The organism is Paracoccus fistulariae (assembly GCF_028553785.1).
Lineage (GTDB): Bacteria > Pseudomonadota > Alphaproteobacteria > Rhodobacterales > Rhodobacteraceae > Paracoccus > Paracoccus fistulariae.
On the sequence record NZ_CP067136.1, the window covers coordinates 1,770,001 to 1,795,776 of the forward strand.

At 62.9% G+C, this 25,776-nt stretch carries 23 protein-coding genes (1 of these 23 only partly in view); 7 read left to right on the forward strand and 16 right to left on the reverse strand.

Going from position 1 to position 25,776, the window contains the following annotated elements; all coding sequences use genetic code 11:
• Together rplM and JHX87_RS08735 are read right to left on the reverse strand one after the other, a co-directional pair.
• Positions 1–103, reverse strand: the start of a protein-coding gene (rplM, locus tag JHX87_RS08730; RefSeq protein ID WP_271886558.1) for a 50S ribosomal protein L13. It extends 362 nt beyond the left edge of the window; 103 of the gene's 465 nt are visible here — the first part of the coding sequence; the start codon lies at positions 101–103; its stop codon lies off the left edge, out of view.
• A gap of 153 nt (positions 104–256) precedes the next feature.
• Entirely contained in the window at positions 257–679 is a 423-nt protein-coding gene (locus tag JHX87_RS08735) for a PaaI family thioesterase (RefSeq protein WP_271886557.1), read from the reverse strand.
• A 56-nt stretch (positions 680–735) separates the two neighbouring features.
• Between JHX87_RS08735 and JHX87_RS08740 the strand changes: the two genes are divergently transcribed.
• The gene (locus JHX87_RS08740; protein ID WP_271886556.1) at positions 736–1,527 is read left to right on the forward strand and encodes an enoyl-CoA hydratase; all 792 of its coding nucleotides are present in this window, start codon (positions 736–738) and stop codon (positions 1,525–1,527) included.
• Here JHX87_RS08740 and murD read toward each other — a convergent pair.
• From murD to JHX87_RS08790, 10 genes are all read right to left on the reverse strand, one after another.
• Positions 1,521–2,924, reverse strand: coding sequence for a UDP-N-acetylmuramoyl-L-alanine--D-glutamate ligase (gene murD / locus JHX87_RS08745; RefSeq protein WP_271886555.1), 1,404 nt, complete (start codon positions 2,922–2,924; stop codon positions 1,521–1,523). The genes JHX87_RS08740 and murD overlap by 7 nt on opposite strands.
• On the reverse strand, positions 2,921–3,280 hold the full coding sequence (locus tag JHX87_RS08750; protein WP_271886554.1) for a hypothetical protein: 360 nt from the start codon (positions 3,278–3,280) through the stop codon (positions 2,921–2,923). Before JHX87_RS08750 ends, murD begins: the two co-directional genes overlap by 4 nt.
• A gap of 3 nt (positions 3,281–3,283) precedes the next feature.
• Positions 3,284–4,366, reverse strand: a complete 1,083-nt coding sequence (gene mraY / locus JHX87_RS08755) for a phospho-N-acetylmuramoyl-pentapeptide-transferase (protein WP_271886553.1) — start codon at positions 4,364–4,366, stop codon at positions 3,284–3,286.
• Positions 4,367–4,382: 16 nt separating this feature from the next.
• Positions 4,383–5,753, reverse strand: coding sequence for a UDP-N-acetylmuramoyl-tripeptide--D-alanyl-D-alanine ligase (locus tag JHX87_RS08760; protein ID WP_271886552.1), 1,371 nt, complete (start codon positions 5,751–5,753; stop codon positions 4,383–4,385).
• The gene (locus JHX87_RS08765; protein ID WP_271886551.1) at positions 5,750–7,234 is read right to left on the reverse strand and encodes a UDP-N-acetylmuramoyl-L-alanyl-D-glutamate--2,6-diaminopimelate ligase; all 1,485 of its coding nucleotides are present in this window, start codon (positions 7,232–7,234) and stop codon (positions 5,750–5,752) included. Before JHX87_RS08765 ends, JHX87_RS08760 begins: the two co-directional genes overlap by 4 nt.
• 12 nt (positions 7,235–7,246) lie before the next feature.
• Positions 7,247–9,079 (reverse strand): peptidoglycan D,D-transpeptidase FtsI family protein, encoded by a 1,833-nt coding sequence (locus JHX87_RS08770; protein WP_271886550.1) that lies wholly within the window; start codon positions 9,077–9,079, stop codon positions 7,247–7,249.
• 4 nt (positions 9,080–9,083) lie between these two features.
• Positions 9,084–9,416 (reverse strand): cell division protein FtsL, encoded by a 333-nt coding sequence (ftsL, locus tag JHX87_RS08775; RefSeq protein WP_271886549.1) that lies wholly within the window; start codon positions 9,414–9,416, stop codon positions 9,084–9,086.
• Positions 9,416–10,387, reverse strand: coding sequence for a 16S rRNA (cytosine(1402)-N(4))-methyltransferase RsmH (gene rsmH / locus JHX87_RS08780; protein ID WP_271886548.1), 972 nt, complete (start codon positions 10,385–10,387; stop codon positions 9,416–9,418). Before rsmH ends, ftsL begins: the two co-directional genes overlap by 1 nt.
• Positions 10,388–10,390: 3 nt before the next feature.
• The gene (locus JHX87_RS08785; RefSeq protein ID WP_271886547.1) at positions 10,391–10,918 is read right to left on the reverse strand and encodes a division/cell wall cluster transcriptional repressor MraZ; all 528 of its coding nucleotides are present in this window, start codon (positions 10,916–10,918) and stop codon (positions 10,391–10,393) included.
• A 647-nt stretch (positions 10,919–11,565) separates the two neighbouring features.
• The gene (locus tag JHX87_RS08790) at positions 11,566–12,678 is read right to left on the reverse strand and encodes an Mrp/NBP35 family ATP-binding protein (protein WP_271886546.1); all 1,113 of its coding nucleotides are present in this window, start codon (positions 12,676–12,678) and stop codon (positions 11,566–11,568) included.
• Positions 12,679–13,020: 342 nt separating this feature from the next.
• Between JHX87_RS08790 and JHX87_RS08795 the strand changes: the two genes are divergently transcribed.
• The 6 genes from JHX87_RS08795 (at position 13,021) to JHX87_RS08820 (ending at position 18,964) form a co-directional block, all read left to right on the forward strand.
• Positions 13,021–13,248, forward strand: coding sequence for a DUF1127 domain-containing protein (locus tag JHX87_RS08795; protein WP_271886545.1), 228 nt, complete (start codon positions 13,021–13,023; stop codon positions 13,246–13,248).
• Between the two features lie 621 nt (positions 13,249–13,869).
• Positions 13,870–14,655: a 23S rRNA (adenine(2030)-N(6))-methyltransferase RlmJ gene (rlmJ, locus tag JHX87_RS08800; RefSeq protein WP_271886544.1), complete on the forward strand. Its 786-nt coding sequence runs from the start codon at positions 13,870–13,872 to the stop codon at positions 14,653–14,655.
• 63 nt (positions 14,656–14,718) lie between these two features.
• Positions 14,719–15,012: an FtsB family cell division protein gene (locus JHX87_RS08805; protein ID WP_271886543.1), complete on the forward strand. Its 294-nt coding sequence runs from the start codon at positions 14,719–14,721 to the stop codon at positions 15,010–15,012.
• A 189-nt stretch (positions 15,013–15,201) separates the two neighbouring features.
• Positions 15,202–16,245, forward strand: coding sequence for a pyruvate dehydrogenase (acetyl-transferring) E1 component subunit alpha (gene pdhA / locus JHX87_RS08810; protein ID WP_271886542.1), 1,044 nt, complete (start codon positions 15,202–15,204; stop codon positions 16,243–16,245).
• Between the two features lie 16 nt (positions 16,246–16,261).
• On the forward strand, positions 16,262–17,647 hold the full coding sequence (locus tag JHX87_RS08815) for a pyruvate dehydrogenase complex E1 component subunit beta (protein WP_271886541.1): 1,386 nt from the start codon (positions 16,262–16,264) through the stop codon (positions 17,645–17,647).
• Positions 17,648–17,659: 12 nt separating this feature from the next.
• Positions 17,660–18,964 (forward strand): pyruvate dehydrogenase complex dihydrolipoamide acetyltransferase, encoded by a 1,305-nt coding sequence (locus tag JHX87_RS08820; RefSeq protein ID WP_271886540.1) that lies wholly within the window; start codon positions 17,660–17,662, stop codon positions 18,962–18,964.
• A 565-nt stretch (positions 18,965–19,529) separates the two neighbouring features.
• Here JHX87_RS08820 and JHX87_RS08825 read toward each other — a convergent pair.
• The 4 genes from JHX87_RS08825 to JHX87_RS08840 form a co-directional block, all read right to left on the reverse strand.
• A complete protein-coding gene (locus tag JHX87_RS08825; RefSeq protein ID WP_271886539.1) occupies positions 19,530–22,586 on the reverse strand; it encodes an efflux RND transporter permease subunit in 3,057 nt (1,018 codons plus the stop codon).
• Positions 22,583–23,779, reverse strand: coding sequence for an efflux RND transporter periplasmic adaptor subunit (locus tag JHX87_RS08830; protein WP_271886538.1), 1,197 nt, complete (start codon positions 23,777–23,779; stop codon positions 22,583–22,585). The genes JHX87_RS08825 and JHX87_RS08830 overlap by 4 nt, the downstream gene beginning before the upstream one ends.
• 119 nt (positions 23,780–23,898) lie before the next feature.
• The gene (locus tag JHX87_RS08835) at positions 23,899–24,669 is read right to left on the reverse strand and encodes a division plane positioning ATPase MipZ (RefSeq protein ID WP_271886537.1); all 771 of its coding nucleotides are present in this window, start codon (positions 24,667–24,669) and stop codon (positions 23,899–23,901) included.
• An 85-nt stretch (positions 24,670–24,754) separates the two neighbouring features.
• Complete coding sequence (locus JHX87_RS08840) at positions 24,755–25,615, reverse strand: DMT family transporter (protein ID WP_272833923.1); 861 nt, start codon at positions 25,613–25,615, stop codon at positions 24,755–24,757.
• Between the last annotated feature and the right edge of the window lie 161 nt (positions 25,616–25,776).

The window sequence follows — 25,776 nt, forward strand, 5'->3', positions numbered from 1 at the left end:
GATTGGCGACGATCGTAGCAAGACGGCCCAGAACGACGCCCTCGGCGTCGATCAGGATCCACTTCTTCTCGATCTCCGCCGGTTTCGCGGTATAGGTTTTCATCTGTCGTCCCTTCAGGGTCGTGTTTGAATTCGAGATGGCGGTATATCGAAGATCGTCGCGCATAAATCAAGTCCGCAGAAGGCGAATTATTCGTTTCAAAGCAATGCTTTACAAAATAGGTATCTGAATACCTTGGCGTAGATGCCTGAAAACCTACCTTTTCGGCGGAATCGAATAGGTCATGGAACAGCGCGCCACCGGATCGTCGCTGCCCTCGGAATAGATCAGCGCATCCGCCACGGCCAAAGCCCGGCCCAGTTTCAGCAACCGGCATTTCGCCAGCAGATCCTTGCCCGCCACCGGCTTGCGCAGGAAATCGATCGAGGCGTTGGTCGTCACCGCAAGGGCCACCTTGCCGATCCGCGACAGCACCACACAATAGATAGAGACATCGGCCAGCGCGAACATGGATGGCCCGCTGATCGTGCCACCGGGGCGCAGATGGCTGTCATTCACCAACAGGCGGGCCGTAACGCCCTCTTCCCCGACATGATCGACCCGGAACTGCCCGTTTACCTGCGGAAACTCGGTCGCCAGAAACGCGTTCATCGCCTCGGCATCCATCACCACGTCCATACTTCCCCCATCCGCTTTTGCGGCCTAGGCTTTCCGTAATCAGAGGAGGAATCAAGATGGAAGCGTTGGTTTTGCGTCAGAATCAGGGCCATGTCGCGCGATTGGTCCTGAACAGCCCGGCCAATTACAACGCCCTGTCGCAGGAAATGATCGCGGCCCTGTCCGCCGCCTTTACGCAGATTGCGGGGGACGACACGGTCCGCGCGGTCATTCTTGCGGCGCATGGAAAGGCCTTTTGCGCGGGCCACGATCTGCGGCAGATGCAGGCAGCGCGTTCGGCGGATGATGGCGGGCGCGCGGCCTATGCGGATCTGTTCAGCAGTTGCGCCCGGATGATGCAGATGATTCCCGCCCTACCCCAGCCCGTCATTGCCGAAGTTCAGGGCATCGCCACCGCTGCGGGCTGTCAGCTGGTCGCCTCTTGCGATCTGGCCGTTGCGGCCGAAGGTCTGCGCTTTGGCGTCAATGGGGTGAATATCGGGCTGTTCTGTTCCACCCCCATGGTCGCGCTGAGCCGGGCGATCCCCGCCAAGGCCGCCTTCGAGATGCTGACCACCGGCGATTTTATCCTGTCGGATCGGGCATTGCAGTTGGGTCTGCTGAACCGTGTTCTGCCCGCCGATCAGCTGTCGGATGGAACGATGGAGATGGCGCAGCAGATCGCGTCAAAACTGCCCGAGGCGGTGCGCATGGGCAAACGCGCCTTTTATGAACAGCTTCGGCAGGGGCTGGACGCGGCCTATCAGACCGGCGGTGACGCGATCTGCGCGAATATGATGCTGCCCGACACGGATGAGGGGATCACGGCATTTCTGGAAAAACGGCCACCCCGCTGGGCCGGTCACTGATCCTTCAGCGCCAGCACCAATGCGGTGAAATGCTCGCCCCGCTTTTCGAAATTGGGATATTGGTCAAAGCTGGCGGCGGCGGGCGCCAGCAGCACGGTGTCGCCCTGCTGCGCCTCGGCATGGGCGCGGGCAACGGCAGCCTCCATCGTGTCGACCACCTCATGCGGCGTCTGACCGACTTCCAGCGCGAAGTCGCGGGCTGAGTGGCCGATCAGATAGGCCTTGGTCACGCGCTGCAGATACGGGACCAGATCGGCTATCCCGCCCTCTTTGCCCAAACCGCCTGCGATCCAATGGATCCTGTCAAAGGCCTGCAGCGCCTTGGCCGCCGAATCCACATTCGTTGCCTTGGAGTCGTTGACATAGCGAACACCGCCGATCTCGGCGACGGTCTGGCTGCGATGCGGCAGGCCGGAAAAGCTGGCAAAAGCGGCCTCGATCTCGCGCGGGGCAAGGCCCAATGCACGGCAGGCGGCATAAGCGGCACAGGCGTTCTGATGATTATGCGCGCCTGGCAGGCCGGTAATCTTGCGCAGATCGATCGAGCCCGCCTGCCGCCCCTTGCGATATTCGGCCAGAAAACCCTTGCGCGCAAAGACCGACCAGGCCGCGCGGTCCAGCTTTTTGCCCGAGGACACGCGGATCACCCGATCATCCGCCGGACCCATCGCCAGTTGATCTGCCAGATAAAGCCCCTCGACCTCATCGACGCCGATCACGGCGCGATCCGGCCCGCCTTCGGCGAACAGCCGACGCTTGGCCGCGAAATAGCCGCCCAGACCGGCGTGGCGATCCAGATGATCGGGGGTCAGATTGGTAAAGACCGCGACATCCGGGGTCAGCGCGCGGGCCAGATCGGTCTGATAGCTGGACAATTCCAGCACCACGACCTCGCCATCAATGGCGGGTTCCAGCGACAGAACACCCGTTCCGATATTGCCACCCATCTGCGTCGGACGACCGGCTTCGGTCAGGATATGGTGAATCAGCGCCGTCGTCGTCGATTTGCCATTCGATCCGGTGACAGCAATCACCCGAGGCATGCGGTCGAACCCGTCCCAATCCGCGCTGGCATAGCTGCGAAAGAACAGCCCGATATCGTTATCCACCGGGATCGACAGCTCATAGGCCTTGGCGATGACCGGATGCGGCCGGGGGTAAAGATGCGGGATTCCGGGGCTGACGATCAGCGCGGCAACGCCATGCCAGGCATCGTCGCGCGTCAGATCGACGATCCGCAGGCCGTCGGCCTCGGCAGCCTCGCGCGTGTCCTGCCCGTCATCCCAGGCGATGACATTCGCCCCGCCCGCCGCCAGCGCAGCCGCCGTCGCCTTGCCCGAGCGGCCAAGACCCAGCACGGCGATGGTCTGATTTTCGACGCCTTGAACCGGGATCATTGAGTTGCTCCAATGAGAAGGGCTACAGGCTGTAGAAAAGCAATTGATACAAAGAACAGGAAAAGAACGAATACAAAAAAGAAAAGAATGAAGTGCCAAACAATTTTCAGATCGGGTAACCAGAACGACATCAAGAACCATAGCTGTATGATCGCCAACACTGACGGGATACACAGCGATAGCAGCAGCACAGAATAAATGATCTTATCCCTAGAGCTGTCACTTGGCAGAGTCTGGATAAACGCAAACAAGGTCGCTGACAGTGCAGCAATCGCAAGCAGCCTAAGAAGGCGCGCGATGAAGTCGTCAAAACGCTTGGCGCGCTGTTCCAGAGTGTTGTAAAAATTTTTCGACACGCATCACCTCAGCTTCAGCGTCGCCAGCCCGATCAGCGCCAGGATCAGCGCGATGATCCAGAAGCGGATGACGATCTGCGCCTCGCCCCATCCCTTCTTCTCGAAATGGTGGTGGATCGGCGCCATCAGGAAGACACGCTTGCCGGTGCGCTTGAAATACAGCACCTGAATGATGACCGACAGCGCCTCGACCACGAAAAGGCCGCCGACGATGGCCAGCACGATCTCGTGCTTTGTCACCACGGCGATGGCGCCAAGCGCCCCGCCCAGGGCCAGCGATCCGGTATCGCCCATGAAGACTGCGGCGGGCGGCGCGTTATACCACAGAAAGCCCAAGCCCCCACCGACCAGAGCGGCGACGAAGATCAGGATTTCGCCCGTGCCGGGAACATGGTGAACGCCCAGATATTCGGTAAAGTCCACCCGCCCCACGGTATAGGCAATCACGCCCAGCGTGGATGCCGCTATCATCACCGGCATGATGGCCAGCCCGTCCAGCCCATCGGTCAGGTTGACCGCATTGGCCGCGCCCACGATCACCAGCATGCCGAAGGGGATGAAGAAGAGGCCCAGATTGACCAGCACGTCCTTGAACACCGGCAAGGCCAACTGACCGCTGAGCCCCGCAGGATGCAGATACATCGCCCAGCCCGAGGCCAGCAGCGCCAGCGCAAGGCCAAGCCCCATCCGCACCCGGCCCGAGACACCTTTGGTGTTGTTCTTGCTGACCTTGGCGTAATCGTCGGCAAAGCCGATGGCGGCATAGCCCGCCGTCACCAGCAGCACGATCCAGACATAGCCATTGTCCAGCCGCGCCCAGAGCAGCGTGGATACGAACAGCGCCGACAGGATCAGGATACCGCCCATGGTCGGGGTGCCCGCCTTGGCGAAATGCGTCTCTGGCCCGTCATCGCGGATTGGCTGACCCTTTTTCTGGACCCGCCGCAGATAGCCGATCAGCGGCTTGCCGAACATGAAGCCAAAGATCAGAGCGGTGAAAAATGCCGCACCCGCCCGGAAGGTGATATAGCGGAACAGGTTGAAGAGGTCGCCCCCTTCGGAAAGGCTGCTGAGCCAATACAGCATTCGTCATCCCCTCGTTTCAAGGCGTGGGCGTCTGCACCGATTTTCGCAGAGCGTCAACCACGGCCGAAACCTTCGAGGATTTCGACCCTTTCACCAGCACGATATCGCCGGCAGTTAATAGTTCCCGAACCTGTGCGGCCAGTTCGGCGGCGGTCTCGGTCCAGAGGCCGCGCTTGTCCTTGGGCAGCGCCTCGTGCAGGTGGCGCATGCGCGGCCCGGCACTGTGGACCAGATCGATCGCGGCCATCGCCGGATCGGTGGCAACATCGCGATGCATCTGCGCCTCTTGCGGGCCAAGCTCCAGCATGTCGCCCAGAATCGCGACGCGACGGTTGCCCGGCAAGGCGGCCAGCGTGGCAAGACCGGCGGAAAGCGAGGTCGGATTGGCGTTGAAGGCATCGTCGATCAGGCGGATATCGCCCAGATCCTCGACCGCGCCGCGCCCTTTGGGCGGCTGCCAGTCGGCAATGCCCCGCGCGGCTTGTTGCAGATCGGCCCCCGCTGCCGACAGCGCGGCCAGCACGCCCACCGCATTCACCGCGAAATGGGTGCCGGTGGTGTTCAGCGTGAAATCGACCGTCTCGCCAGTGATGCGCGCGCGGCAGGTCAGAGCCTCGCCTTCGGGTTTTGCATGGACCAGACGCGCCATGCCGTGCTGGCCAAAGCCCAGAACGACCGCCCCGGCCGCATCCGCACAGTCGCGCAGGATCGGGGTGACGGGCAATTCCTCGGGCAGGACGGCGGTGCCGACAGGCTCCAGCCCCTGAAAGATCGCCCCTTTCTCGCGCGCAATGCCATCCAGCGACTCGAAGGCCTCAAGATGGGCGGCGGCCACGGTGGTGATCATCGCGACATGCGGACGGGCCAGACGCGACAGCGGCGCGATCTCTCCCGGATTGCTCATGCCAATCTCGATAATGGCGAAATCGGTGTCCTGCGGCATGCGGGCCAAAGTCAGCGGCACGCCCCAATGGTTGTTATAGCTGGCCTCGGCCGCGTGGATCTGCCCCTGCCCCGCCAGCGCGATCCGCGCCATTTCCTTGGTCGAGGTCTTGCCCACCGATCCGGTGATGGCGATGACCTTGCCCGCCATCCGCTGCCGACCGGCGCGGCCCAGTGCTTCCAGCGCGGGAAGGACGTCGGACACGATCAGCAAGGGCGCGTCCGGGCTTACGCCTTCGGGAATGCGGCTGACCATGGCGGCGGCAGCGCCTTTTTCCAGCGCCTGCGCCACAAAATCATGGCCATCGCGACTGTCCTTCAGCGCAACGAACAGATCGCCCGGCTGTATCGTGCGGGTGTCGATAGAGATTCCGGTGATGTGCCAGTCCCCGACAGCCTGCCCCTGCGTGGCCGCCGCCGCATCGCTTGCGGTCCACAGGCTCATATCTTGCCATCCAGCGCCGCAACCGCGACCGAGGCCTGTTCGGAATCGTCAAAGGGATAGACATCCTGCCCGACGATCTGGCCGGTTTCGTGCCCCTTGCCCGCGATCAGCAGCGCATCGCCGGGCTGCAGCGCATCGACACCGCGCAGGATCGCCTCGGCCCGGTCCGGCACCTCAATCGCGTCCGGGCCTGCGCCCTCCATGACGGCGGCGCGGATGGTGGCGGGATCCTCGGTCCGGGGGTTGTCATCGGTCACGATCACCACATCCGCATATTCACGCGCGGCCTGCCCCATCAGCAGACGTTTGCCCTTGTCGCGATCGCCGCCCGCGCCCAGGACAACGACGATCCGGCCCATGACATGCGGGCGCAGGGATTGCAGCGCCGCGATCACCGCCCCGGGTTTATGCGCATAATCGACAAAGACGGCGGCGCCGTTTTCGCGCTGTGCCACCAGTTGCATCCGCCCGCGCACCGTTTCCAGTTCCGGCAAGGTCCGAATGACCTGTTCCGCAACGCCGCCCGTATCCAGTGCCAGCCCCATGGCCAGCAGCACGTTTTCCGCCTGAAAGCCGCCGATCAGGCCCAGCCGGATCAGATAGGGCTGCCCCATGACCGAAAAGCGCAGGTCCTGCCCGGTCGAATCATAGCGCTGATCCAGAATCCGCAGCATCGCATGTTCGTGCCGACCGACCGTGGTGATTGCCAGCCCGCGATCATTGGCGATATCGGCCATCTGGCGGCCTCGGTCGCTGTCGATATTGATAACGGCCGAGGAACCCTCTTCCAGGATATGATTGAACAGCAGTGCCTTGGCCGCGAAATATTCGCCGAAATCGGCGTGATAATCCAGGTGGTCCTGGCTGAAATTGGTGAAAGCCGCCGCCTCGACCTGTACTCCGTCCAGACGGCGCTGGTCCAGACCGTGGCTGGATGCCTCCATCGCGGCATAGTCGACGCCCTCGGCGCTGGCTTCGGCCAGAATGCGGTGCAGCGTCAGCGGATCGGGGGTGGTATGTTGCAGCTTGGCCTGAAAATCGCCTTGCACGCCCATGGTGCCGACGCTGATCGCCTTATGGCCCAGCATCTGCCAGATCTGGCGGGTGAAATTCGCCACGCTGGTCTTGCCCGAGGTGCCGGTGATCGCGACCACATGCTGCGGCTGGCGTTCGAACCACAGCGCCGCCGCACCGGCCAGCGCGGCACGCGGATCTTCGGCGATGACCAAAGCGCCATCCCATCCGGCCAGCGCCTCGGCCGCCTTTTCGGCGCCTGCGCGGTCGGTCAGAACCGCCCCGGCATCCATGCGCAGTGCATAGGGAATGAAATCCGCGCCATGCAGAGCCGATCCGGGCAAGGCCGCGAACAGATGTCCCGGTTTCACCGTGCGACTGTCAAGCGACAGCCCCGTGATCGTCGGATCGCGACCGTCTTTTGCCCGCAGACCAAGCTGCGACAGTGTCTTTGTGCCCGGAGTCACTCTGTCCACCCGTTACTGATTTGCGACGAGCTTTATCCCATCGCCCTGCTTGGGTTCAACACGCGGCTGAAAACGGGCATCGAAACTTGGCAGTTTTTCGTCCAGCTTCGGCTCCAGCCCGATCAGCGGGGCCAGACGGCGCACCAGTTGCCCGGCCACCGGCACGGCGGTCATGCCGGCGGTGCGGCTTTCGCCGCCGCCCGCGCGGCGGACGCTGGGCTCATCCAGCGTCACGATCAGCACATATTCGGGATCGCTGGCCGGAAAGACCGAGGCGAAGGTCGCCACGTTGCGATCCTTGTAATAGCCGCCATTCGGGCGCGGCTTGTCGGCGGTGCCGGTCTTGCCCGCGATTTCGAAGCCCTCGACCTCGGCCTGCCGGGCGGTGCCGCGGACCACGACCTGACGCAGCATGCTGATCGCCAGTTCGGATGCGCGCGGCGACAGAACCTGTTCGCCCTCGGGGCGGGTGCGGCGGTGGATCAGCGTCGGGCGCACGCGGCGGCCATCATTGGCAATGGTCGCATAGGCCGAGGCCAGATGCAGCGGGCTGGCCGCGATTCCGTGGCCGAAAGACACCGTTGCCGCCGTCACCGCAGGCCAGCGATTCGGGACCAGCGGCTTGCCGGTCGGCGCCTCGACCATTTCGATCGGGGTCGGATCGAACAGGCCCAGCTTTTGCAGGAAATCCTTCTGCCGCTCGACACCCAGCATCTGGGCAATCCGCACCGTGCCCACATTCGACGATTTCACAAGAATATCGGTGACCGACATCTGCGCGCCGTAATTGTGGAAATCATTGATGCGATATTTGCCGATCCGCATGGGCGTGGTGGTGTTGATGCCCGAATTCGGATTGACGATCTGCAAATCCAGCGCCTGCGCCACCGGGAACAGCTTGAAGGTCGAGCCAAGCTCGTACTGCCCCTGCACCGCGCGATTGAACAGCGGACTGTCCGAGGGATCGCCGGTCAGCAAGGGCCGTGGCCGGTCATTGGGGTCGAAATCGGGCAGGCTGGCCATGGCCAGGATCTCGCCCGTCTTGACCTCCATCAGGATGGCAGCGGCGCCCTTGGCGCTCATGATCTCCATGCCCGAGGCCAGAACCTCTTCCATCGCGGATTGCACGGTCAGGTCGATGGACAGTTGCAGCGGCGCGCCGTTATTGGCCGGATCGCGCAGCCAGCCGTCAAAGGCCTTTTCGACGCCCGCAACGCCCAGAACCTCGGCGCTGCTGACACCTTCATTGCCGAAACCGGAACCGCCAAGGATATGGCTGGCGACATGACCGTTGGGATAGACGCGCATTTCGCGCGGGCCGAACAGCAGGCCCGGTTCGCCCAGATCATGGACGGCCTGCATCTGTTCGGGGCTCATCTTGCGCTTGATCCACATGAACTTGCGGGTGCCGGTGAAATCGCGGGTCAGGCGCTCGACATCCAGATCCGGAAAGATCCGTGCCAGACCCTGCGCGGCCCCGACCGGATCAACCATCTGCTGCGGATGGGCGTAAAGCGAATGCGTCAGCAAATTCGTCGCCAGCACGCGACCAGAGCGGTCGGTGATATCCGCCCGCTGCGAGATGATCTGCGAGGACAGCACCTGTGCCGTCGGCTCGGTCGGCTCGCTGGAGGCAAGCGCCCCCATGCGCACCCCCACCGTGCCAAAGGCCAGAATGAAACAGCCCGCCATCAGGAACAGACGCCCCTCGGCGCGGCGGCGGGCCTTGTCCTGGATCGCCTCATGCCGCAGCCGCCGGTTTTCGGCTTCGATCTCATCGGGATTTTCCCCGCGCTCTCGGGCGCGCAGGATCCGGGCAAGGGGGCGTAGCGGAGTGCGGATCATGGCATTACTCCTGAGATGCGGCGGTTTCGCCGTCTTCTGCTGGTTCAGGCGGCTTGGGATAATCAATATTTCCCAGATCAATCACCTGCCCCGATTCCTGAGGTAAAAGCTGCAGCCGGTCGAAATTCAGTTCCACCAGCTCGCGCAGCCGGTCGGGGCGGTTCAGATAGGCCCATTCGGCGCGCAACACGCCAAGATCTTCGCGCAGACCGGCGATTTCACGCTGCAATTGCGACATTTCCCCGATGGCCGCCTGCGTGCGGTAATTTTCGCGATAGGCCCAGAAAGCCAGCCCCATCACCAGCAGCACACAGGCCAGATAGGTCAGCGAACGCATCAGCCGCCCCCCTTCGCGCCGGGAAGGCGTGGCATGGCCAGCGCGCCATCCTCGACCGAGCCGACGGGGGCATCGGTGCGGATCGCGACCCGCAGCAGGGCCGAACGCGCGCGCGGATTGCCCTCCATCTCATCCGGGTCCGGGCCGATGGCCCGGCGGAAGGGCATGGTAAAGGCTGCGGGCGCGCTTTCCTGCACCGGCGCATAGCGATTGCCGCCGCCCGCGCTGTTCGAACGCGCCTGCATGAAGCGCTTGACGATGCGGTCTTCCAGCGAATGAAAGCTGACCACGGCCAGCTTGCCGCCGGGCTTCAAGGCCCGCTCGGCCGCTGAAAGGCCATCGACCAATTGCCGGAATTCGTCATTCACCCAGATGCGGATGGCCTGAAAGCTGCGGGTCGCCGGATGGCTTTGACCGGGCTTCGGGCGCGGCAGACAGGCCGACACGACCTCGGCCAGTTCCGAGGTCCGCGTCAAAGGCCGCGCCGCGACGATGGCGCGGGCAATACGGCGCGAGGCGCGTTCTTCCCCGTAATGATACAGCACATCGGCAATCACCGCTTCATCCGCACTGTTCAGCAGATCGGCGGCCGAGGGGCCATCCTGCTGCATGCGCATATCCAGCGGCCCGTCGCGCAGGAAGGAAAAGCCGCGCTCGGCGTGATCCAGCTGCATCGAGCTGACGCCCAGATCCAGCACCACGCCATCCAGCACCTGCCCGGCCAGTTGGTCCAGATCGGAAAACGTCCCCTCGACCAGCTTCAGGCGGTCGCCGTAGCGACCGGCCCAATCTGCGGCCATCTGGAAGACCAGCGGATCGCGATCCACGCCGATCACCTGCCCGGCGCCAGCGTCCAGCAGACCGCGGGCATAGCCGCCCGCACCGAAAGTGCCGTCCAGCCAGATGCCGGAAACGGGTTCGACCGCCCTCAGAAGCGGTTTCAAAAGGACGGGAATATGCGGATCGGCCATGGCCTAGCCCTCGCCCGCGTGATCCGTCGCCGCGCGGTCCAGGAAGGCGCGCGGGTCGAAATCCGGGCCATGCTTGTCGGCGAAATCCTCCAGCGCCTCGACATCTTTCGGGCGGCTGTCGGGATTATAGACCTGAATATAGTCACCGCGCGATTCGAAGGTCGTCTCGACCCCTTCGGCAAAGCCCAGCTTCTCGCGCAGCTTCAGCGGCAGGACCAGACGGCCCTCGCGGTCGATTTCCAGATCGGTGGACTGGCCGTTCATCAGCAGTTCCAGCCAGCGCCGTTCCTGAGAGCCGCGCGTCAGCCGGTCGATCTGTTCGTCGATCTCTTCGATTGCGTCGATGGTGTAAAGTTCGATCCAGTTCCACCAGTCTGGGCCGTAGACAGCGACAAGCTGCGTGCGTCCGGTGGCGGTGTTGGGAAATGAGGGATCCCCGGCATCAAAGACGCGACGCAACCGGGCCGGGATCGACATGCGTCCCTTGCCATCGACCTTGACGGTCTCGGTGCCTCTAAACTTTCGCGCCACAGTCCGGCCCGCCCCTCACTGTCCACCACCTCTTTCGCCCGCCCGAAAGAGAAAGGGCGGATCGGGCTGCTGCCACTGCCCGATCCGCCGCCCTCGTTCCCATCGTCTGGGCCCCTTTTCGGGGTTATCCGCCCTGCACGCGCCACCTGGGGGAGGTGCTGCTCGCACGTGCGGGCGGTCTGTTTGGAAAACGGGTGCCTGTATGAGACCTGCGTCGCCATTCGGGGTCTTTGTCGCCCCTTTACTGCCCGTCTTCGTGAGTCATTTGTGACATGGGAATATGTGGGAAGCAATGGAATTCTTCGGTCATTATGGGCGATATCAGATGTATAAAACAAACCGCTTGGGACAAAAAATGCCCATTCCCATGCTCAAATCGCTATTTTTGGTGATTTTTCTGGGATCAGCCACAAGATATAGAAAACGCGCACCGGTGCCAGAAAATCCCATAGCCAGCAGAAATCGGCCAGATCATTGCCGCGACATGCAGGTTTGCGCCGGGCGATCACGGGAATCCCGCCCCGAATCACGCGGAATCACGGAAGGGAGAGACCCCGACAGCACCTCTCCTATAAAATCCCACAGGATCTTCGATCGCGTTCCCGGACATTCCCAAAGGGCGGATCGCGCCCCGAGATGCGGTGGAATCAGGCGATGCCGCCCTTGATCAGCCGATCGGCCAGCCGGGCATAGGAATCGGCAACCGCGCCCTCACCCAGGGCGGCGGGACTGCCCGAATCGCCTGCCAGGCGCACGTCCAATTGCAGGGGCAGTTCGCCCAGGAAGGGCAGGCCCAGTTGCTGGGCCTCGGCCGCGACGCCGCCATGACCGAACAGATGCGCCTCATGCCCGCAATTGGTGCAGGTATAAGAGGACATGTTCTCGACCAGCCCCAGAACCGGGGTTTTCAGCTTCCTGAACATGTCGATGGCGCGCCGCGCGTCGATCAGCGCAACATCCTGCGGCGTCGAGACGATGATTGCCCCCGTGACCGGCGCTTTCTGGCACAGGCTCAGCTGCACATCCCCGGTTCCGGGCGGCAAGTCGATCAGCAGCACGTCAAGCTCGCCCCAGTTCACCTGCTGCAAAAGCTGCTGCAGCGCGCCCATCAGCATTGGGCCGCGCCAGACGACGGCCTCGCCCTCTTTCAGCATCAGGCCGATGGACATGATGGTGACGCCATGCGCGTGCATCGGCTCGATCCGCTGACCGTCAGGGCTGGCCGGTCGGCCCGAGACACCCATCATGCGCGGCTGAGAGGGCCCATAGATGTCGGCATCCAGCAGCCCCACCTTGCGCCCCGCCCTGGCCAGCGCCACCGCGAGGTTCGACGTTACAGTGGATTTCCCGACCCCGCCCTTGCCGGAACCGATGGCAATGATGCTTTTCACGCCGGGTATCGGCTGAGGCCCTGATTGCGCGGTCGGATGACGTCCGATCTGCAGCGATGGCGCCGCCCCGCCGGGACCGGAAGAGCGGACCGGCTCGCCGCGCGGCTGGCCTTGACCCGCGGCGGCCTGCGCGGTCGTCACGATCTGGACAGAATCGACACCCGGCAGCGCGGTCAGCCGCCTGCGCGCCTCTGCCTCGACCGGCGCCAGGGCGCGGGCGGCCGCAGAATCAGCCACTTCCAGCACGAATCTGATCGTCCCACCATCGACATTGAACGCCCTGACGATATCGGCCTCGGCCAGGGTTTTTCCGTCTGGCATCGGGATGTCAGCGATTTCCTTTAGGGCAACTTCGCGGTTAACGGACATGTCATCGCCTGTGTTTGTTCATTCGGTTTTCTATTTGGTCGGGCCGTCTATGAAGGACAAGACCATGTTCGGCAATGACAGGCCTTTCGGCCAAACACCTCTAGACGCTACGTCTTTGCCGTTGCAGCGTGAACGCTAACAGTTCCGTGACAGTCAAAATGAACTCAATTTTCATCAATAACAACCAATAGGTTTAGCGGGCTACCTATGCAAATGCCGCATAGCAGCATTTGAAAAGCATAGGATTGTGCAGCCGCAGAAAAACGATCATCTTCATCTCATCCGAAGCGCAGAGCCAATCCGGGCCAAGCGCAAGATGATGAGATGTGAAAGGAATATCCGATGGCTTACGTCGCACATGCAAATATCGCCCACGCCGAACACAGCCTGCGTGGCCGCTTTATGACTGCGATCCAGCGGATGCAGGAAAACCGCGCCCGCCGCGCCGTGTACCGCCAGACCGTGCGGGAACTGAGCGCCCTGACAACGCGTGAACTGGACGATCTTGGCATCAGCCGGTCGATGATCCGCAGCCTTGCTCAGGAAGCTGCTTACGGCGCTTCGAAGTAAGAATTCGAACTTCCTCGCCCCACTCCTCCTCCCGGGTTTCTCGCTTAAAGCGGCAGCCTCCACTCCTCCTCCCAGGAGGCTGCCGCGAAAAGAACATAGCCACCCTGTTCGTGGCACCTGAATACGGCCCGCTCTCTCCTCCCTTTAAGCTGGCCGTCAGCGGTGACGCCTCTCCTCCTCCCTGGTGGCACCGCACCCCATAGCCGCCTCATTCTGCGGCACATCGATGCGACGGCCTTTCCTCCTCCCTGGCCGGTCGTACGCGGCAATGGCCATCTCCTCCCTCGGCCCTTGTCGCACCCCATACGCGGCCCACTCCTCCTCCCGGGTCAGCGTTTAGCGGCGGCGCCCTCCTCCTCCCTGGCGCTGCCGCACCCCTCATAGCCGCCCCATTTGCGGCAAACCGATGCGACAGGCCCTCTCCTCCCATCAAGGCCTGCGCTGGCGGTGTCGGCCTCTCCTCCTCCCTGGCTTGCACCGCAACCCATACGCGGCCCATCCCTCCTCCCGGGTCAGCGTTTTGCGGCGGCGCCCCTCCTCCTCCCTGGGCGTCGCCGCTTTTTCATTTCCGCCGTCCAGAAATCGCTTTCAGGCCCTGCTGCTGCGGGCTATGGCGGGGCCATGCTTAGCTATCAGCACGCCTATCACGCCGGAAACCTGGCCGATCTTCACAAGCATGCGCTGCTTGCCTCGGCGCTGGATTACCTGACGCGCAAGGACAAACCCCTGTCCTATCTTGAGACGCATTCCGGGCGCGGCCTTTATCATCTGGACGGGGCAGAGGCGGAAAAGACGCAAGAGGCGCGCGCGGGTATCCTGCGGGCAGAGGCGGATGGCTGGCTGCCCCGCGATCACCCGCTTCTGACCGCGCTGGATCAAGTGCGCAAAACCCATGGCGATCGCGCCTATCCCGGATCGCCCCTGATCGCGGAACACTTCCTGCGCCCGATGGATTCGGCCCATCTGGCCGAACTGCACCCCGCCGAATTCGCGGCGCTGCGGCAGGTCGCCGGATTTGCCCGGCTTTACCATCAGGACGGCTTCCAGATGGCCAAGGCCGTTTGCCCGCCCCTGCCACGACGCGGGCTGTTGCTGATAGACCCCAGCTACGAGGTCAAAACCGACTATGCCGATATTCCCAGACAGATCGACCAGATCGCGCGCAAATGGAATGTCGGCGTCATTGCGCTGTGGTATCCCATGCTGAGCGATAACCGTCACCCGCCGATGCTGGACCGGCTGATGGACAGCCATCCGCAGGCCCTGCGTTCCGAGGTGCGCTTTCCTCCGGTCCGGGCCGGACATGCGATGGTCGGTTCCGGCATGTGGGTGCTGAACCCGCCTTTCGGGCTAAGCGACCGCGCGGCCGAGATCGAAGCGATCTTTCGCCGCCATTTCCCGGCCTAGGGGATTCCCCTGCCCCGGCCCCTGTGGCATGATCCGACACCAACAAGAATAACTGGCTGAGCCATGTCGCAGCGACTTTCCATCAGCGCCACGATCTTTCTGGTCCTTACCGTGGCGCTTAGCCTTTATTTCGCCTTCGCCGCCGTGCAGGGCCCCTCGGGGATCCTGCGCCGGATCCAGATCGAATCCGAAAAGGTCGAGCTGATGGAAGAACGTGACAGTCTGGCCGCCGAGGTCGAGCAGATGCAGAACCTGACCCGCCGCCTGTCTGACGAATATCTGGATATCGATCTGCTGGACGAGCGTGCCCGCGAGGTACTGGGCTACATCCGCACGGATGAGATCATCCTGCCCTGACCGCCCGGGGCCCGTCCTGCCAGCTCATCTGCACATACCGGCGGCAGAGGCCCTATTTGCACGGGGTTTTCCAGCAGAAATCAGGTGATCGGACGCAAGGGAAGTTCCCGCATTGCACCTCCCAAAGTGATGGGTTACGGATAGTTTAACGCTGAACTATTCTGCCGCGCACTCAGGAGGACAAGCCGCATGGCCAGGAAACCCGCCGCCACGAAGCAAAAGGCGACTTCCGCTTCCAACACATCCAAAGACGAACTTCTTCAATATTACCGTGACATGCTGCTGATCCGCCGTTTCGAGGAAAAGGCCGGCCAGCTTTATGGCATGGGTCTGATCGGCGGCTTCTGCCACCTCTATATCGGTCAGGAAGCGGTCGTCGTGGGTCTGGAAGCCGCCGCAAAAGAAGGTGACAAACGCATCACCTCTTATCGCGATCACGGACATATGCTGGCCTGCGGCATGGAAGCGCGCGGCGTCATGGCCGAACTGACCGGCCGCGAAGGCGGTTATTCCAAGGGCAAGGGCGGCAGCATGCACATGTTCAGCCGCGAAAAGCATTTCTATGGCGGCCACGGCATCGTCGCGGCACAGGTTCCGCTGGGTGCCGGTCTGGCTTTCGCGGATAAATATCTGGGCAATGACAATGTCACCTTCGTCTATTTCGGCGATGGCGCGGCCAACCAGGGTCAGGTCTACGAGACCTATAACATGGCCGAATTGTGGGACCTGCCCGTCGTTTTCGTGATCGAGAACAACCAATACGCCATGGGCACTTCGGTCAAGCGCTCGACCAAATCGACCAGCCTGTTTGGTCGCGGCGAAGCCTTCGGCATCCCGGGCGAACAGGTTGACGGAATGGACGTTCTGGCCGTCAAGGCCGCTGGCGAAAAGGCCGTCGCCCACTGCCGCGCAGGCAAGGGTCCCTATATCCTTGAGGTCATGACCTACCGCTATCGCGGTCACTCGATGTCGGACCCTGCCAAGTATCGGACGCGCGAAGAGGTCCAGAAAATGCGCGACGAGCGCGATTCGATCGAACATGTCCGCGAATTGCTGCTGCAGGGCAAGCATGCGACCGAAGAGGACCTGAAGGCGATCGACAAAGAGATCAAGGAAGTCGTGAACGATTCGGCTGAATTCGCCAAGGAAAGCCCCGAGCCCGCCCTGGAAGAACTCTGGACCGATATTTACGCCAAAGAAATGCCGCAGGGTTCTGCGGAAGAAAACGCCTGAGGGAGGGTGATCAAGAATGGCTACTGAAATCCTTATGCCCGCCCTGTCGCCGACCATGGAAGAAGGCACATTGGCGAAATGGCTGAAGAAAGAAGGCGATGAGGTAAAGGCCGGCGACATTATCGCCGAGATCGAAACCGACAAGGCCACGATGGAATTCGAAGCTGTCGATGAGGGAATCATCGGCAAGATCCTGATCGAAGAGGGCACGCAGGGCGTCGCCGTCAACACGCCCATCGCGGTGATGATCGAAGAGGGCGAAAGCGCCGACGACATCCAGACCTCTGCCGCCGCCGCGCCTGAACCCAAGGCCGAAAGCGCGGGTGGTGACGACAAGGCCCCCGCCAAGGCTGAATCGGCCGTTGCCGCCGTCAAGACACCGCAACCCGATCGTTCGCCCGACTGGCCCGAAGGCACGGCAATGAAGACGATGACCGTGCGCGAAGCCCTGCGCGAGGCCATGGAAGAGGAAATGACCCGCGACGAAATGGTCTTCCTGATGGGTGAGGAAGTCGGCGAATATCAGGGTGCCTACAAGATTTCCCAGGGCCTTCTGGACAAGTTCGGTCCGCGCCGCGTCGTCGATACGCCGATCAGCGAAATCGGCTTTACCGGCATCGGCACCGGCGCCGCTCTGGCCGGTCTGCGCCCGATTGTCGAATTCATGACCTTCAACTTCGCCATGCAGGCGATTGACCATATAATCAACTCTGCCGCCAAGACGCTGTACATGTCGGGCGGTCAGATGGGCTGCCCCATCGTGTTCCGTGGTCCGAACGGCGCGGCGGCGCGCGTGGGCGCGCAGCACAGCCAGGACTATGCCGCCTGGTACGCCGCCATTCCAGGCCTGAAAGTCGTCATGCCCTATTCGGCTGCCGATGCGAAAGGCCTGCTGAAAACCGCGATCCGCGATGCGAACCCGGTGATCTTCCTGGAAAACGAGATCCTTTATGGCCGCAGCTTCGAAGTGCCGGACATGGATGACTTCACCATCCCCTTCGGCAAGGCCCGGATCGCGCGCGAAGGCAAGGATGTGACCATTGTCAGCTTCGGCATCGGCATGGCCCATTCGCTGGAAGCCGCCGAAAAGCTGGCGGAAGAGGGGATCGAGGCGGAAGTGATCGACCTGCGCACCCTGCGTCCGATCGATTACGACACCGTCATCTCCTCGGTCCAGAAGACCAACCGTGCCATCACGGTCGAGGAAGGCTTCCCGGTCGGCTCGATCGGCAATCACATCTCGGCCTATATCATGGAAAATGCCTTCGATTATCTCGATGCGCCCGTGATCAACTGCACCGGCAAGGACGTTCCCATGCCCTATGCAGCCAATCTTGAAAAACACGCCCTCATCACCGTGCCCGAAATCGTCGATGCGGTGAAAAAGGTCACCTACAAATAAGGAGCACGCGAGATGCCAACAGAAATCCTGATGCCTGCGCTGTCTCCGACGATGGAGGAAGGCACTCTGGCCAAATGGCTGGTGAAAGAGGGCGACACCGTCAATAGCGGCGACATCCTGGCCGAGATCGAGACCGACAAGGCCACGATGGAATTCGAGGCCGTCGACGAAGGCACCATCGGCAAGATCCTGATCGAGGAAGGCGCACAGGGGGTCAAGGTCAACACCCCCATTGCCGTCCTTCTGGAAGAAGGCGAAAGCGCCGACGACATCCAGGAATCCTCGGGCAAGGCCGAAGCGCCGAAAGCCACCGAGGACGCGCCGAAAGAGGCCGCAGCCGAGAAACCGGCAGCCGCCGCGCCCGCCCCGGCTGCGCCGAAAGCTGCCGATGGCAACCGGATCTTCGCCTCGCCCCTGGCGCGCCGCATCGCGGCCGACAAGGGGCTGGACCTCTCGGCCATCAAGGGCAGCGGCCCGCATGGCCGGATCGTGAAAGCCGATGTCGAGGATGCCAAGCCCGGCGCGAAACCCGCAGCCGCCGCCGATGCGCCCAAGGCCGCCGCACCTGCAGCCGCCGCCGCGCCTGCCGGTCCCTCGGCCGAGACGGTTCTCAAGATGTATGCCGATCGCGACACCGAAGAGGTCGCTCTGGACGGCATGCGCCGCACCATCGCCGCCCGTCTGGGCGAGGCCAAGCAGACCATCCCGCATTTCTACCTGCGCCGCTCGGCCAAGCTGGATGAGCTGATGAAGTTCCGCGCCACGCTGAACAAGCAGCTGGAAGGTCGCGGCGTGAAGCTGTCGGTGAATGACTTCATCATCAAGGCCAGCGCCCTGGCCCTGCAAGAGGTCCCCGATGCCAATGCCGTCTGGGCAGGCGACCGCATCCTGAAGCTGAAGCCTTCGGATGTGGCCGTAGCCGTGGCCATCGATGGCGGTCTCTTCACCCCGGTCCTGAAGGATGCGCAGCAAAAGACGCTGTCCACCCTCTCGGCCGAGATGAAGGACCTGGCCAATCGCGCCAAGAACAAGAAGCTGGCCCCGCATGAATATCAGGGCGGCAGCTTCGCGATCTCGAATCTCGGCATGTTCGGGATCGAGAATTTCGACGCGGTCATCAACCCGCCCCACGGCGCCATCCTTGCGGTCGGCGCAGGCATCCAGACGCCGGTGGCCGAAAATGGCGAAGTGGTCATCCGCAATGTCATGTCGATGACGCTGTCAGTCGATCACCGGGTGATCGACGGGGCGCTCGGCGCACAGCTTCTGGAAAAGATCGTGGTGCATCTGGAAAACCCGATGGGCATGCTGGCCTGACCGGCCCCTCGATCACGCTATAGAAAAGGGGCCCACACGGGCCCCTTTTTCACCCCAGACCCATGACCGCCGCACTCATTCAAAGATAAAATCCGGCACCAAGAGAAGCGCGCGCAGCGCAATAAGTCCGCAACAGGACGGTGCTCATTAAACCAAACAGCGCGCCCCGTCGCGTCCGGGAAAATACTGATCGCAGACGTCCCTCAGCTCCGAACTGCCCAGCGCGCACCGATACATTAAAAGATGGTGTATTCATGCCAGATAGCAGTGGCTTTCGATTGAGTCCGGGGGCGGCCTCTGAACCAGAATGGATGCTAAGCCGTCCAGAACCACCAAGACATGCCCTCAAATAAGCCACGCCACCCGTCGCCAGCACCCAGGCGACAGGCATGACAGGCAGAATTCGCATCGTCATGTCACCGTCCTGAAATCGCCGGATTCATATCGCCAGACGGCAAAGACATAACGCACCCTCGCCCGACAAACCGGTATCCGCTTTCTTCTTTGGAAAAATATCCTCGGGGGTCCGGGGGCAGACAGCCCCCGGCGGTCGCGGGACGCAAAACTACTCCGCGGGCGCCCTGCGCGGCCTGTTCAGACCGACCCGGCGCCCGATCCAGCCAAAGACCCGCGACTGCGCGCCATGAATCATGGAAAACAGCGATGGCACGAAGAGCAGCGACAGGATCGTTGACAACAAAAGCCCGCCGATCACCGCAATGGCCATGGGCGCGCGGAACTCTCCGCCCTCCCCCGTCGCCAGGGCCGAGGGGACCATGCCCGCGCTCATCGCAATCGTGGTCATGATGATCGGGCGGGCGCGCTTGTGGACCGCGTCCAGAATCGCTTCGCGCTTGGGCGTGCCGCGCTCCATGGCCGACAGCGCGAATTCCACCAGCATGATCGAATTCTTGGTGACGATCCCCATCAGCATCAGAAAACCAATCACCACCGCCATGCTGATCGAATTGCCGGTCACGAACAGCGCCAGAATCGCGCCTCCGATGGCCAGCGGCAGCGACAGCAGGATGGTGATCGGCGTGACGAAATTATGGAACAACAGCACCAGCACCACATAGACCAGCATGATCCCCGATCCCATGGCCAGACCGAAGGCGGCAAAGACCTCGCCCATGATCTCGGCATCGCCCGAAGGCTTGATCTCGGTATTCTCCGGCATGTCGATACGCTCGCCAAGCGCGGCCACCTGCGCGCTGGCAGGCCCCAGCAACGCACCCTCGGCAAGGTTGGCGGTCACCTCGGTTTCAAAACGGCGGTTATAGCGCTCGATCGTGGTCGCGCCCGAGGACATCGACACCTCGGCGACCGAGGCCAGCGGGATCTGTCCCACCGAACTGGGCACACGCAGGTTTTCGATGGTCGGCATATCCGCGCGGTCACGCTCGCTCAGCCGCACGACGATGGGCACCTGCTCATCGCCCGCATTGAATTTGGCAAGGTTGCTTTCCGTATCGCCCAGCGTGGCGATCCGAAGCGTCGTGGCAATGGCGCTGGCGGGCACGCCAAGCTGCGTGGCCAGTTCCAGCCGGGGTGTGATCTGGATCTCGGGACGTTGCAGGCTGGAGGACGACTGAACCCCTTCCAGCGTCTCCAGCTTGCTCATTTCCGCCACCAGCAGATCGCCCGCCCGCGCAGCCCCCTCTTCGGTGTCGCTCAGCACGCTGATGGTCAGGTCATTCGCGCCCTCGGCATTCTGGAAATTGATCCGCACATCCGGGAAGGAGGACAGATTGGCCTTCACCTCATCCTCGATCTCGAACTGAGAGCGGTCACGCTCTTCTTTCTTGCCATAGTTGATCATCAGCCGGGCATGGGTCACGTCGCCGCCATCGCTATAGGCGAAAACCGACTTCGTCTCGGGCGTCTGCTGGATCCGGGCGGTCAGCAGACGGGTGGCGCTGTCCGTATCCTCGATGGTCGAGCCGGGCGGCAATTCCAGCGAGATCTGGCTGCGGCCGACATCCTGTTCCGGAATGAATTCGCTGGGCAGCAGGGTCGCGGAAAAGATCGAAAGCGCAAAAATCGCAGCGCCTGCAATCAGCGTCAGACCGCGATGGCGCATGGTCCAGCGCAGGATCTTCATCAGCCCGCGCATGAAGGGACCGTCGCGGCTTTCTTCGACATGCACATTGCCGCGCATGAAATAGGCCGCCATCATCGGCGTGATGATCCGCGCCACCAGCAGCGAAAACAGGACCGAGACCGCGACGGTCAGGCCGAATTGCTTGAAATACTGCCCCGGAATCCCGCCCATGAAGCTGACCGGCGCAAAGACCGCCACGATCGACAGGCTGATCGCAATCACCGTCAGGCCGATCTCATTCGCGGCTTCCTCACTGGCCTCATAGGGGGGCGTGCCCATGCTGATATGCCGGACGATGTTTTCGATCTCGACAATCGCATCATCGACCAGGATCCCGGTGACCAGCGTGATCCCCAGCAGACTGATCCCGTTCAGCGTAAAGCCCAGCCATTGCATCACGAAAAAGGTGGGGATGATCGACAGCGGCAGCGCCACAGCGGCAACCAGCGTCGCCCGCCAGTTGCGCAGGAAGATAAAGACCACGATGACCGCCAGCGCCGCGCCCTCATACAGCGTCTCCATGGCGCTGTGATAGCTGGCCTCGGTGTAGGTGGTGGCATCGTCGATCAGGGTGATCTGCGTATTGGGATAGCGCGCGCGGATCCGTTCCAGCCGTTCCTTGACGCCGTCGCCCGTTGCCAGATCGGATTCGCCCGTGGCGCGGAAAACGCCAAAGGCCACGACCGGCTGCCCGTCCAGCAGGGCAAAGCTGCGTTCCTCTGCCGGGCCGTCGATCACCTGCCCCAACTGATCCAGCGCAATGGTCCCGCCTTGCGGCAGCGCAATCGGCGTCACGGCCAGCCGGTTCACGCTATCGGCCGAGCCCAGCGTCCGGATCGAGAATTCGACCCCCGCCAGATCGCCCCGCCCGCCTGCCATGTCGATATTCTTGGCCCGCAACTGGTCCGAGACCGCCGCCGCCGTCAGCCCATGCGCCAGCAGCCGTTCGGCATCAAGCTCGACCTTGATCTCACGAGAGGCACCGCCGATCCGGCTGATCTTGCCCACGCCATCCACCGTCGCCAGATCCCGCCCGATCACGTCATCGACGAATTTCGACAACAGCTCGATAGATTGCGTCGGGTCGGCGACGGCATAGGTCAGGATCGGATAGCCGGTGACGTCCAGCCGCTGCACGATCGGCTCACTGATGCTTTCGGGCAGGTCGCTGCGGACATTGGCCACGGCATCCTTCACATCGTTCACCGCCCGGTCGCTGTCGACTTCAAGCTCGAATTCAATGACCACGCTGGCCAGACTGTCCGAGGCGGTGGATGAGATATTCCGGACCCCGGTGACCGAGGCGACGCTGTCCTCGACGGGCTGGATCACCTGCGTGGTCAATTCAGAAGGCGCGGCGCCGGGCTGGGCAATCGAGATCTGCACGATGGGCAGGTCGATATTGGGCATCGCCGTGACCGGCAGGCGCATGAAGCTGACAATCCCGATGATCACCAGCACCAGGAAGATCGCGATGGGCGGGACGGGGTGGCGGATTGACCAGGTCGAGAAATTCATCGCGGATCCGCCTCGCCTTCGGCGGCAGGGCCGGTATCCGTCGCCACCGCTTCGGCCCGGCGCACCAGATCGCCGGTGCGGAAAAAGGCGCCGGCACGGGCGACGATCTCTTCGCCCTCGGACAAACCGTCGACGATTTCGCGCCGTCCGTCCCAGATCAGCCCGGCATCGACAGGCCGCGTTTCGATGATGCCATCCGCGACGACCTGAACCCGGTCGCCCGCGCCATCCGACAGCACGGCGGCCACCGGGACGGTCACCGCATCGCGCACCGCGGTCGTCACCCAGCCATAGCCGAACAGACCGGCGCGCAGCCCCTGCTGCTGGTCCAGCTCGATCCGCACCACACCCAGCCGGGTGACCGGATCGACGGCGGCGGGGATCAGACGCACCTTGCCGGTGATCTGACCCAGCCCGGCGACCCGGATCGTCGCAGGTGCGCCGATCCGCAGCTGCGGCAGGGCGGTTTCGATCACCTCGCCCTCGAATTCGACGCGGCTGTCTTCGATGATGGTAAACAGCGGATCGGGCGCGCCCCCGGACAGCGCCCCCAGTTCCGCATTGCGGGCAGACACGAAGCCCGCCACGGGCGCCACGATTTCGGCGCGTTCCAGGTTCATCCTGGCGATCCGGCGCGCCGCCACGGCCTGCCCCAGCGCCGCCTGCGCCACCGACAGCCCCCCTTCGGCCGAGGCCGCCTGTGCGCGGGCATTCGCCTCGGCCGCGATGGCGTCATCCAGCGCCGATTGCGAGGCGGTGCCGCCACGCCGCAGCCGCTGTGCGCGTTCCAGCGCCGAGACCGCCTGCGTCAGCAGCGCCTGCGCGCTGTCGATGGTGCTGCGGGCCTGATCCACCCCGGCCTCGGCACGGGTATATTCGGCTTCGGCCTGTTCCAGTTGCGCGGTCAGCGTATCCCGTGCCAGCCGCGCCAGCACCTGCCCCTGTTCGACGCTGTCGCCCGCCTCGACCAGAATTTCGGTGATCTCATAGCCCGCGACACGCGGATGGACCTGCACTTCGCGCCAGGCCACCAGACTGCCCGAGGTCGGCACACGCGCCTGAACCTCGGCCGTCCGCGCGGGCACGATCGTCACCGCAGGCGCGGTCTGATCCGCCATATCCGCGGGTTCCTCTGCCCGGATGGGCGCGCCCAGACCGACAAGCAAGACTGTGGAGAGCAGACGCAGGATCACGGGGCACACCTTTTCAGACCAGTAGGAGGAACATAAGGATGGCAGGCCCGACTGACAATGTTAATCAACGTAACATTAATATATCTTGAATGCGCCTTGTGCAGGGCACGGTCGGGCGGTCAGAATTTCGCCGAGACGCCCGGCAGGTTCAGTTCCGCGATCAGGTCGCGCAATTCCTGCCGCGCGGCAATATTGGACATCGACAGCTGCTCGGTCCCGACATCTTTCAGGTCCAGCAATGTCAGCCCGCGCGGGAACAATTCGCGAAAGATCACCCGCTCGGAAAAGCCCGGCGCGACGCGAAAACCGATCCGTTTTGACAGGGAATCCAGCGCCGATCCCACCTTGCGCTTGTTGTGCATCGCCTGCGTGCCCAGACGATTGCGCAGCACCAGCCAGTCAATCGGTCCCGCCCCCGCCTGTCCGCGCATCTGCCGGGCCGACCAGACCATCTCGGCATAGATCGAGGGGCCAAGCACCTTCCCCTCGGGCGACATTCTTGCCAGCAGGTCGAAGTCGATAAAGCTGTCATTCATCGGCGTGATCAGCGTATCGGCCAGCGTATGTGCCATCTGGCTCAGCCTGGTATGCGATCCGGGGCAATCCAGCAGGATGAAATCGCATTCGCTTTCCAGCGCGGTCAGGGCCGGGGTCAGGGGATCTCCGCCCTCACCCAACTGGCCGATCACGGGTGTCGGAAGCGACAGCCCCGCCCGCTGCATGAAGGCGGCGCGATTTTCCAGATAGCGCCCGAAACTGCGCTGGCGCACGTCCAGATCCAGCCCGCCGACCCGATGGCCCATCCGCGCCAGCGCGGTTGCCACATGCATCGAGGTGGTCGATTTGCCCGATCCACCCTTCTCGTTCCCCACAACGATGATATGCGCCACCGACGTCCCTCGAATCCGTATGTCCGGCGGACCCTAGCCGCAAGAGAAAGGGATGAAAAGCCGGGCAGATACCAGATAAGCCATTCTAACCTTCGGGATCTTCGCGCAAAAGCATGACCAGCGCGACCATGGTCAGTGCAATCCCCACCAGAACGATACTGCCGGGCAGCCCATTGCCCAGCACGGCCTCCAGCGCGATCACCCAGACCGGCGTCAGATAGGTATAGGCCATGACCTTGGACGAGGGCAGTCGCAGGGTCGAATATTGCACCAGCAGCGTGGTGACCGCGCTGGCAAAGACACCGACATAGAAGATCGTGATCCAGACAATCGCAGGCAGCGCCCCCCAGGCGGTCGAGCTTACCGCCTGCCACCCCCAGACCAGCGTCAGCAAACCGCCCGCGATCAGCGTGCCGAGGCTGGAGATCACGGGGCCTTCGCCCCGGCTCAGCTTGCGCACCAGCGGGGTATAGATGGCGTGAAAGACGCAGCCGATCAGATAGATCGCCTCTCCCCGGCCCAGCTGCAGCCGGGTCAGGGCCTGGATATCACCGCGAAAGATCACCCAAAGCGCGCCGATCGCCCCCAGCAGCAAGGCCGCGATGATATGCCGGTCAGGCCGCTGCCCCAGCAAAAGCCAGCCGAACCCCGCCGCCATCAGCGGCGTCAGGGTAAAGACGGCACTGGCCGAAATCGGGGCGGCGGTCTTCAACCCCTCGAACATCAGCACGAAATAGGCGGCAAAGGCAGTGCCCAGCAGCAGATAGCGCCAGGGCTGCTGCAACAGCGCGGCGGGCCGCCCCGTGCCGCGCAGCATGACGACTCCCGCCAGAATGCCCGCTGCAATCACAAAGCGCGCCACCGTGATCGCGGCCGGGTCGATCAGATTCGCCGCTCGCGCACCCAGTGAAAAAGAGCCCGCGACGAGGGCAGAGAACAGAAACATCGCAAAATGGCCGCGCAGGGCCTCTTGCCGCAAGGATCTTGACGCCCGAACGCTTTCCACACCCGCCCCCAACTGCATTTTCCGGGCCAAAATTGCCGATTAGCGCGATATGTACAATCCCGGTCGTATGTTGACATTTTGTTCACTTCATCGCTGTATGT

Bases quoted from the DNA above. Each gene is read 5' to 3' on its own strand.
- pdhA (WP_271886542.1), top strand. From the start codon at position 15,202: ATGGCCAGGAAACCCGCCGCCACGAAGCAAAAGGCGACTTCCGCTTCC.
- rsmH (WP_271886548.1), bottom strand. From the start codon at position 10,387: ATGGCCGATCCGCATATTCCCGTCCTTTTGAAACCGCTTCTGAGGGCG.
- rlmJ (WP_271886544.1), top strand. From the start codon at position 13,870: ATGCTTAGCTATCAGCACGCCTATCACGCCGGAAACCTGGCCGATCTT.
- JHX87_RS08795 (WP_271886545.1), top strand. From the start codon at position 13,021: ATGGCTTACGTCGCACATGCAAATATCGCCCACGCCGAACACAGCCTG.
- JHX87_RS08790 (WP_271886546.1), bottom strand. From the start codon at position 12,678: ATGTCCGTTAACCGCGAAGTTGCCCTAAAGGAAATCGCTGACATCCCG.
- murD (WP_271886555.1), bottom strand. From the start codon at position 2,924: ATGATCCCGGTTCAAGGCGTCGAAAATCAGACCATCGCCGTGCTGGGT.
- ftsL (WP_271886549.1), bottom strand. From the start codon at position 9,416: ATGCGTTCGCTGACCTATCTGGCCTGTGTGCTGCTGGTGATGGGGCTG.
- mraY (WP_271886553.1), bottom strand. From the start codon at position 4,366: ATGCTGTATTGGCTCAGCAGCCTTTCCGAAGGGGGCGACCTCTTCAAC.
- JHX87_RS08820 (WP_271886540.1), top strand. From the start codon at position 17,660: ATGCCAACAGAAATCCTGATGCCTGCGCTGTCTCCGACGATGGAGGAA.
- JHX87_RS08735 (WP_271886557.1), bottom strand. From the start codon at position 679: ATGGACGTGGTGATGGATGCCGAGGCGATGAACGCGTTTCTGGCGACC.
- JHX87_RS08805 (WP_271886543.1), top strand. From the start codon at position 14,719: ATGTCGCAGCGACTTTCCATCAGCGCCACGATCTTTCTGGTCCTTACC.
- JHX87_RS08770 (WP_271886550.1), bottom strand. From the start codon at position 9,079: ATGATCCGCACTCCGCTACGCCCCCTTGCCCGGATCCTGCGCGCCCGA.
- JHX87_RS08825 (WP_271886539.1), bottom strand. From the start codon at position 22,586: ATGAATTTCTCGACCTGGTCAATCCGCCACCCCGTCCCGCCCATCGCG.
- JHX87_RS08815 (WP_271886541.1), top strand. From the start codon at position 16,262: ATGGCTACTGAAATCCTTATGCCCGCCCTGTCGCCGACCATGGAAGAA.
- JHX87_RS08760 (WP_271886552.1), bottom strand. From the start codon at position 5,753: ATGAGCCTGTGGACCGCAAGCGATGCGGCGGCGGCCACGCAGGGGCAG.
- JHX87_RS08840 (WP_272833923.1), bottom strand. From the start codon at position 25,615: ATGTTTCTGTTCTCTGCCCTCGTCGCGGGCTCTTTTTCACTGGGTGCG.
- JHX87_RS08740 (WP_271886556.1), top strand. From the start codon at position 736: ATGGAAGCGTTGGTTTTGCGTCAGAATCAGGGCCATGTCGCGCGATTG.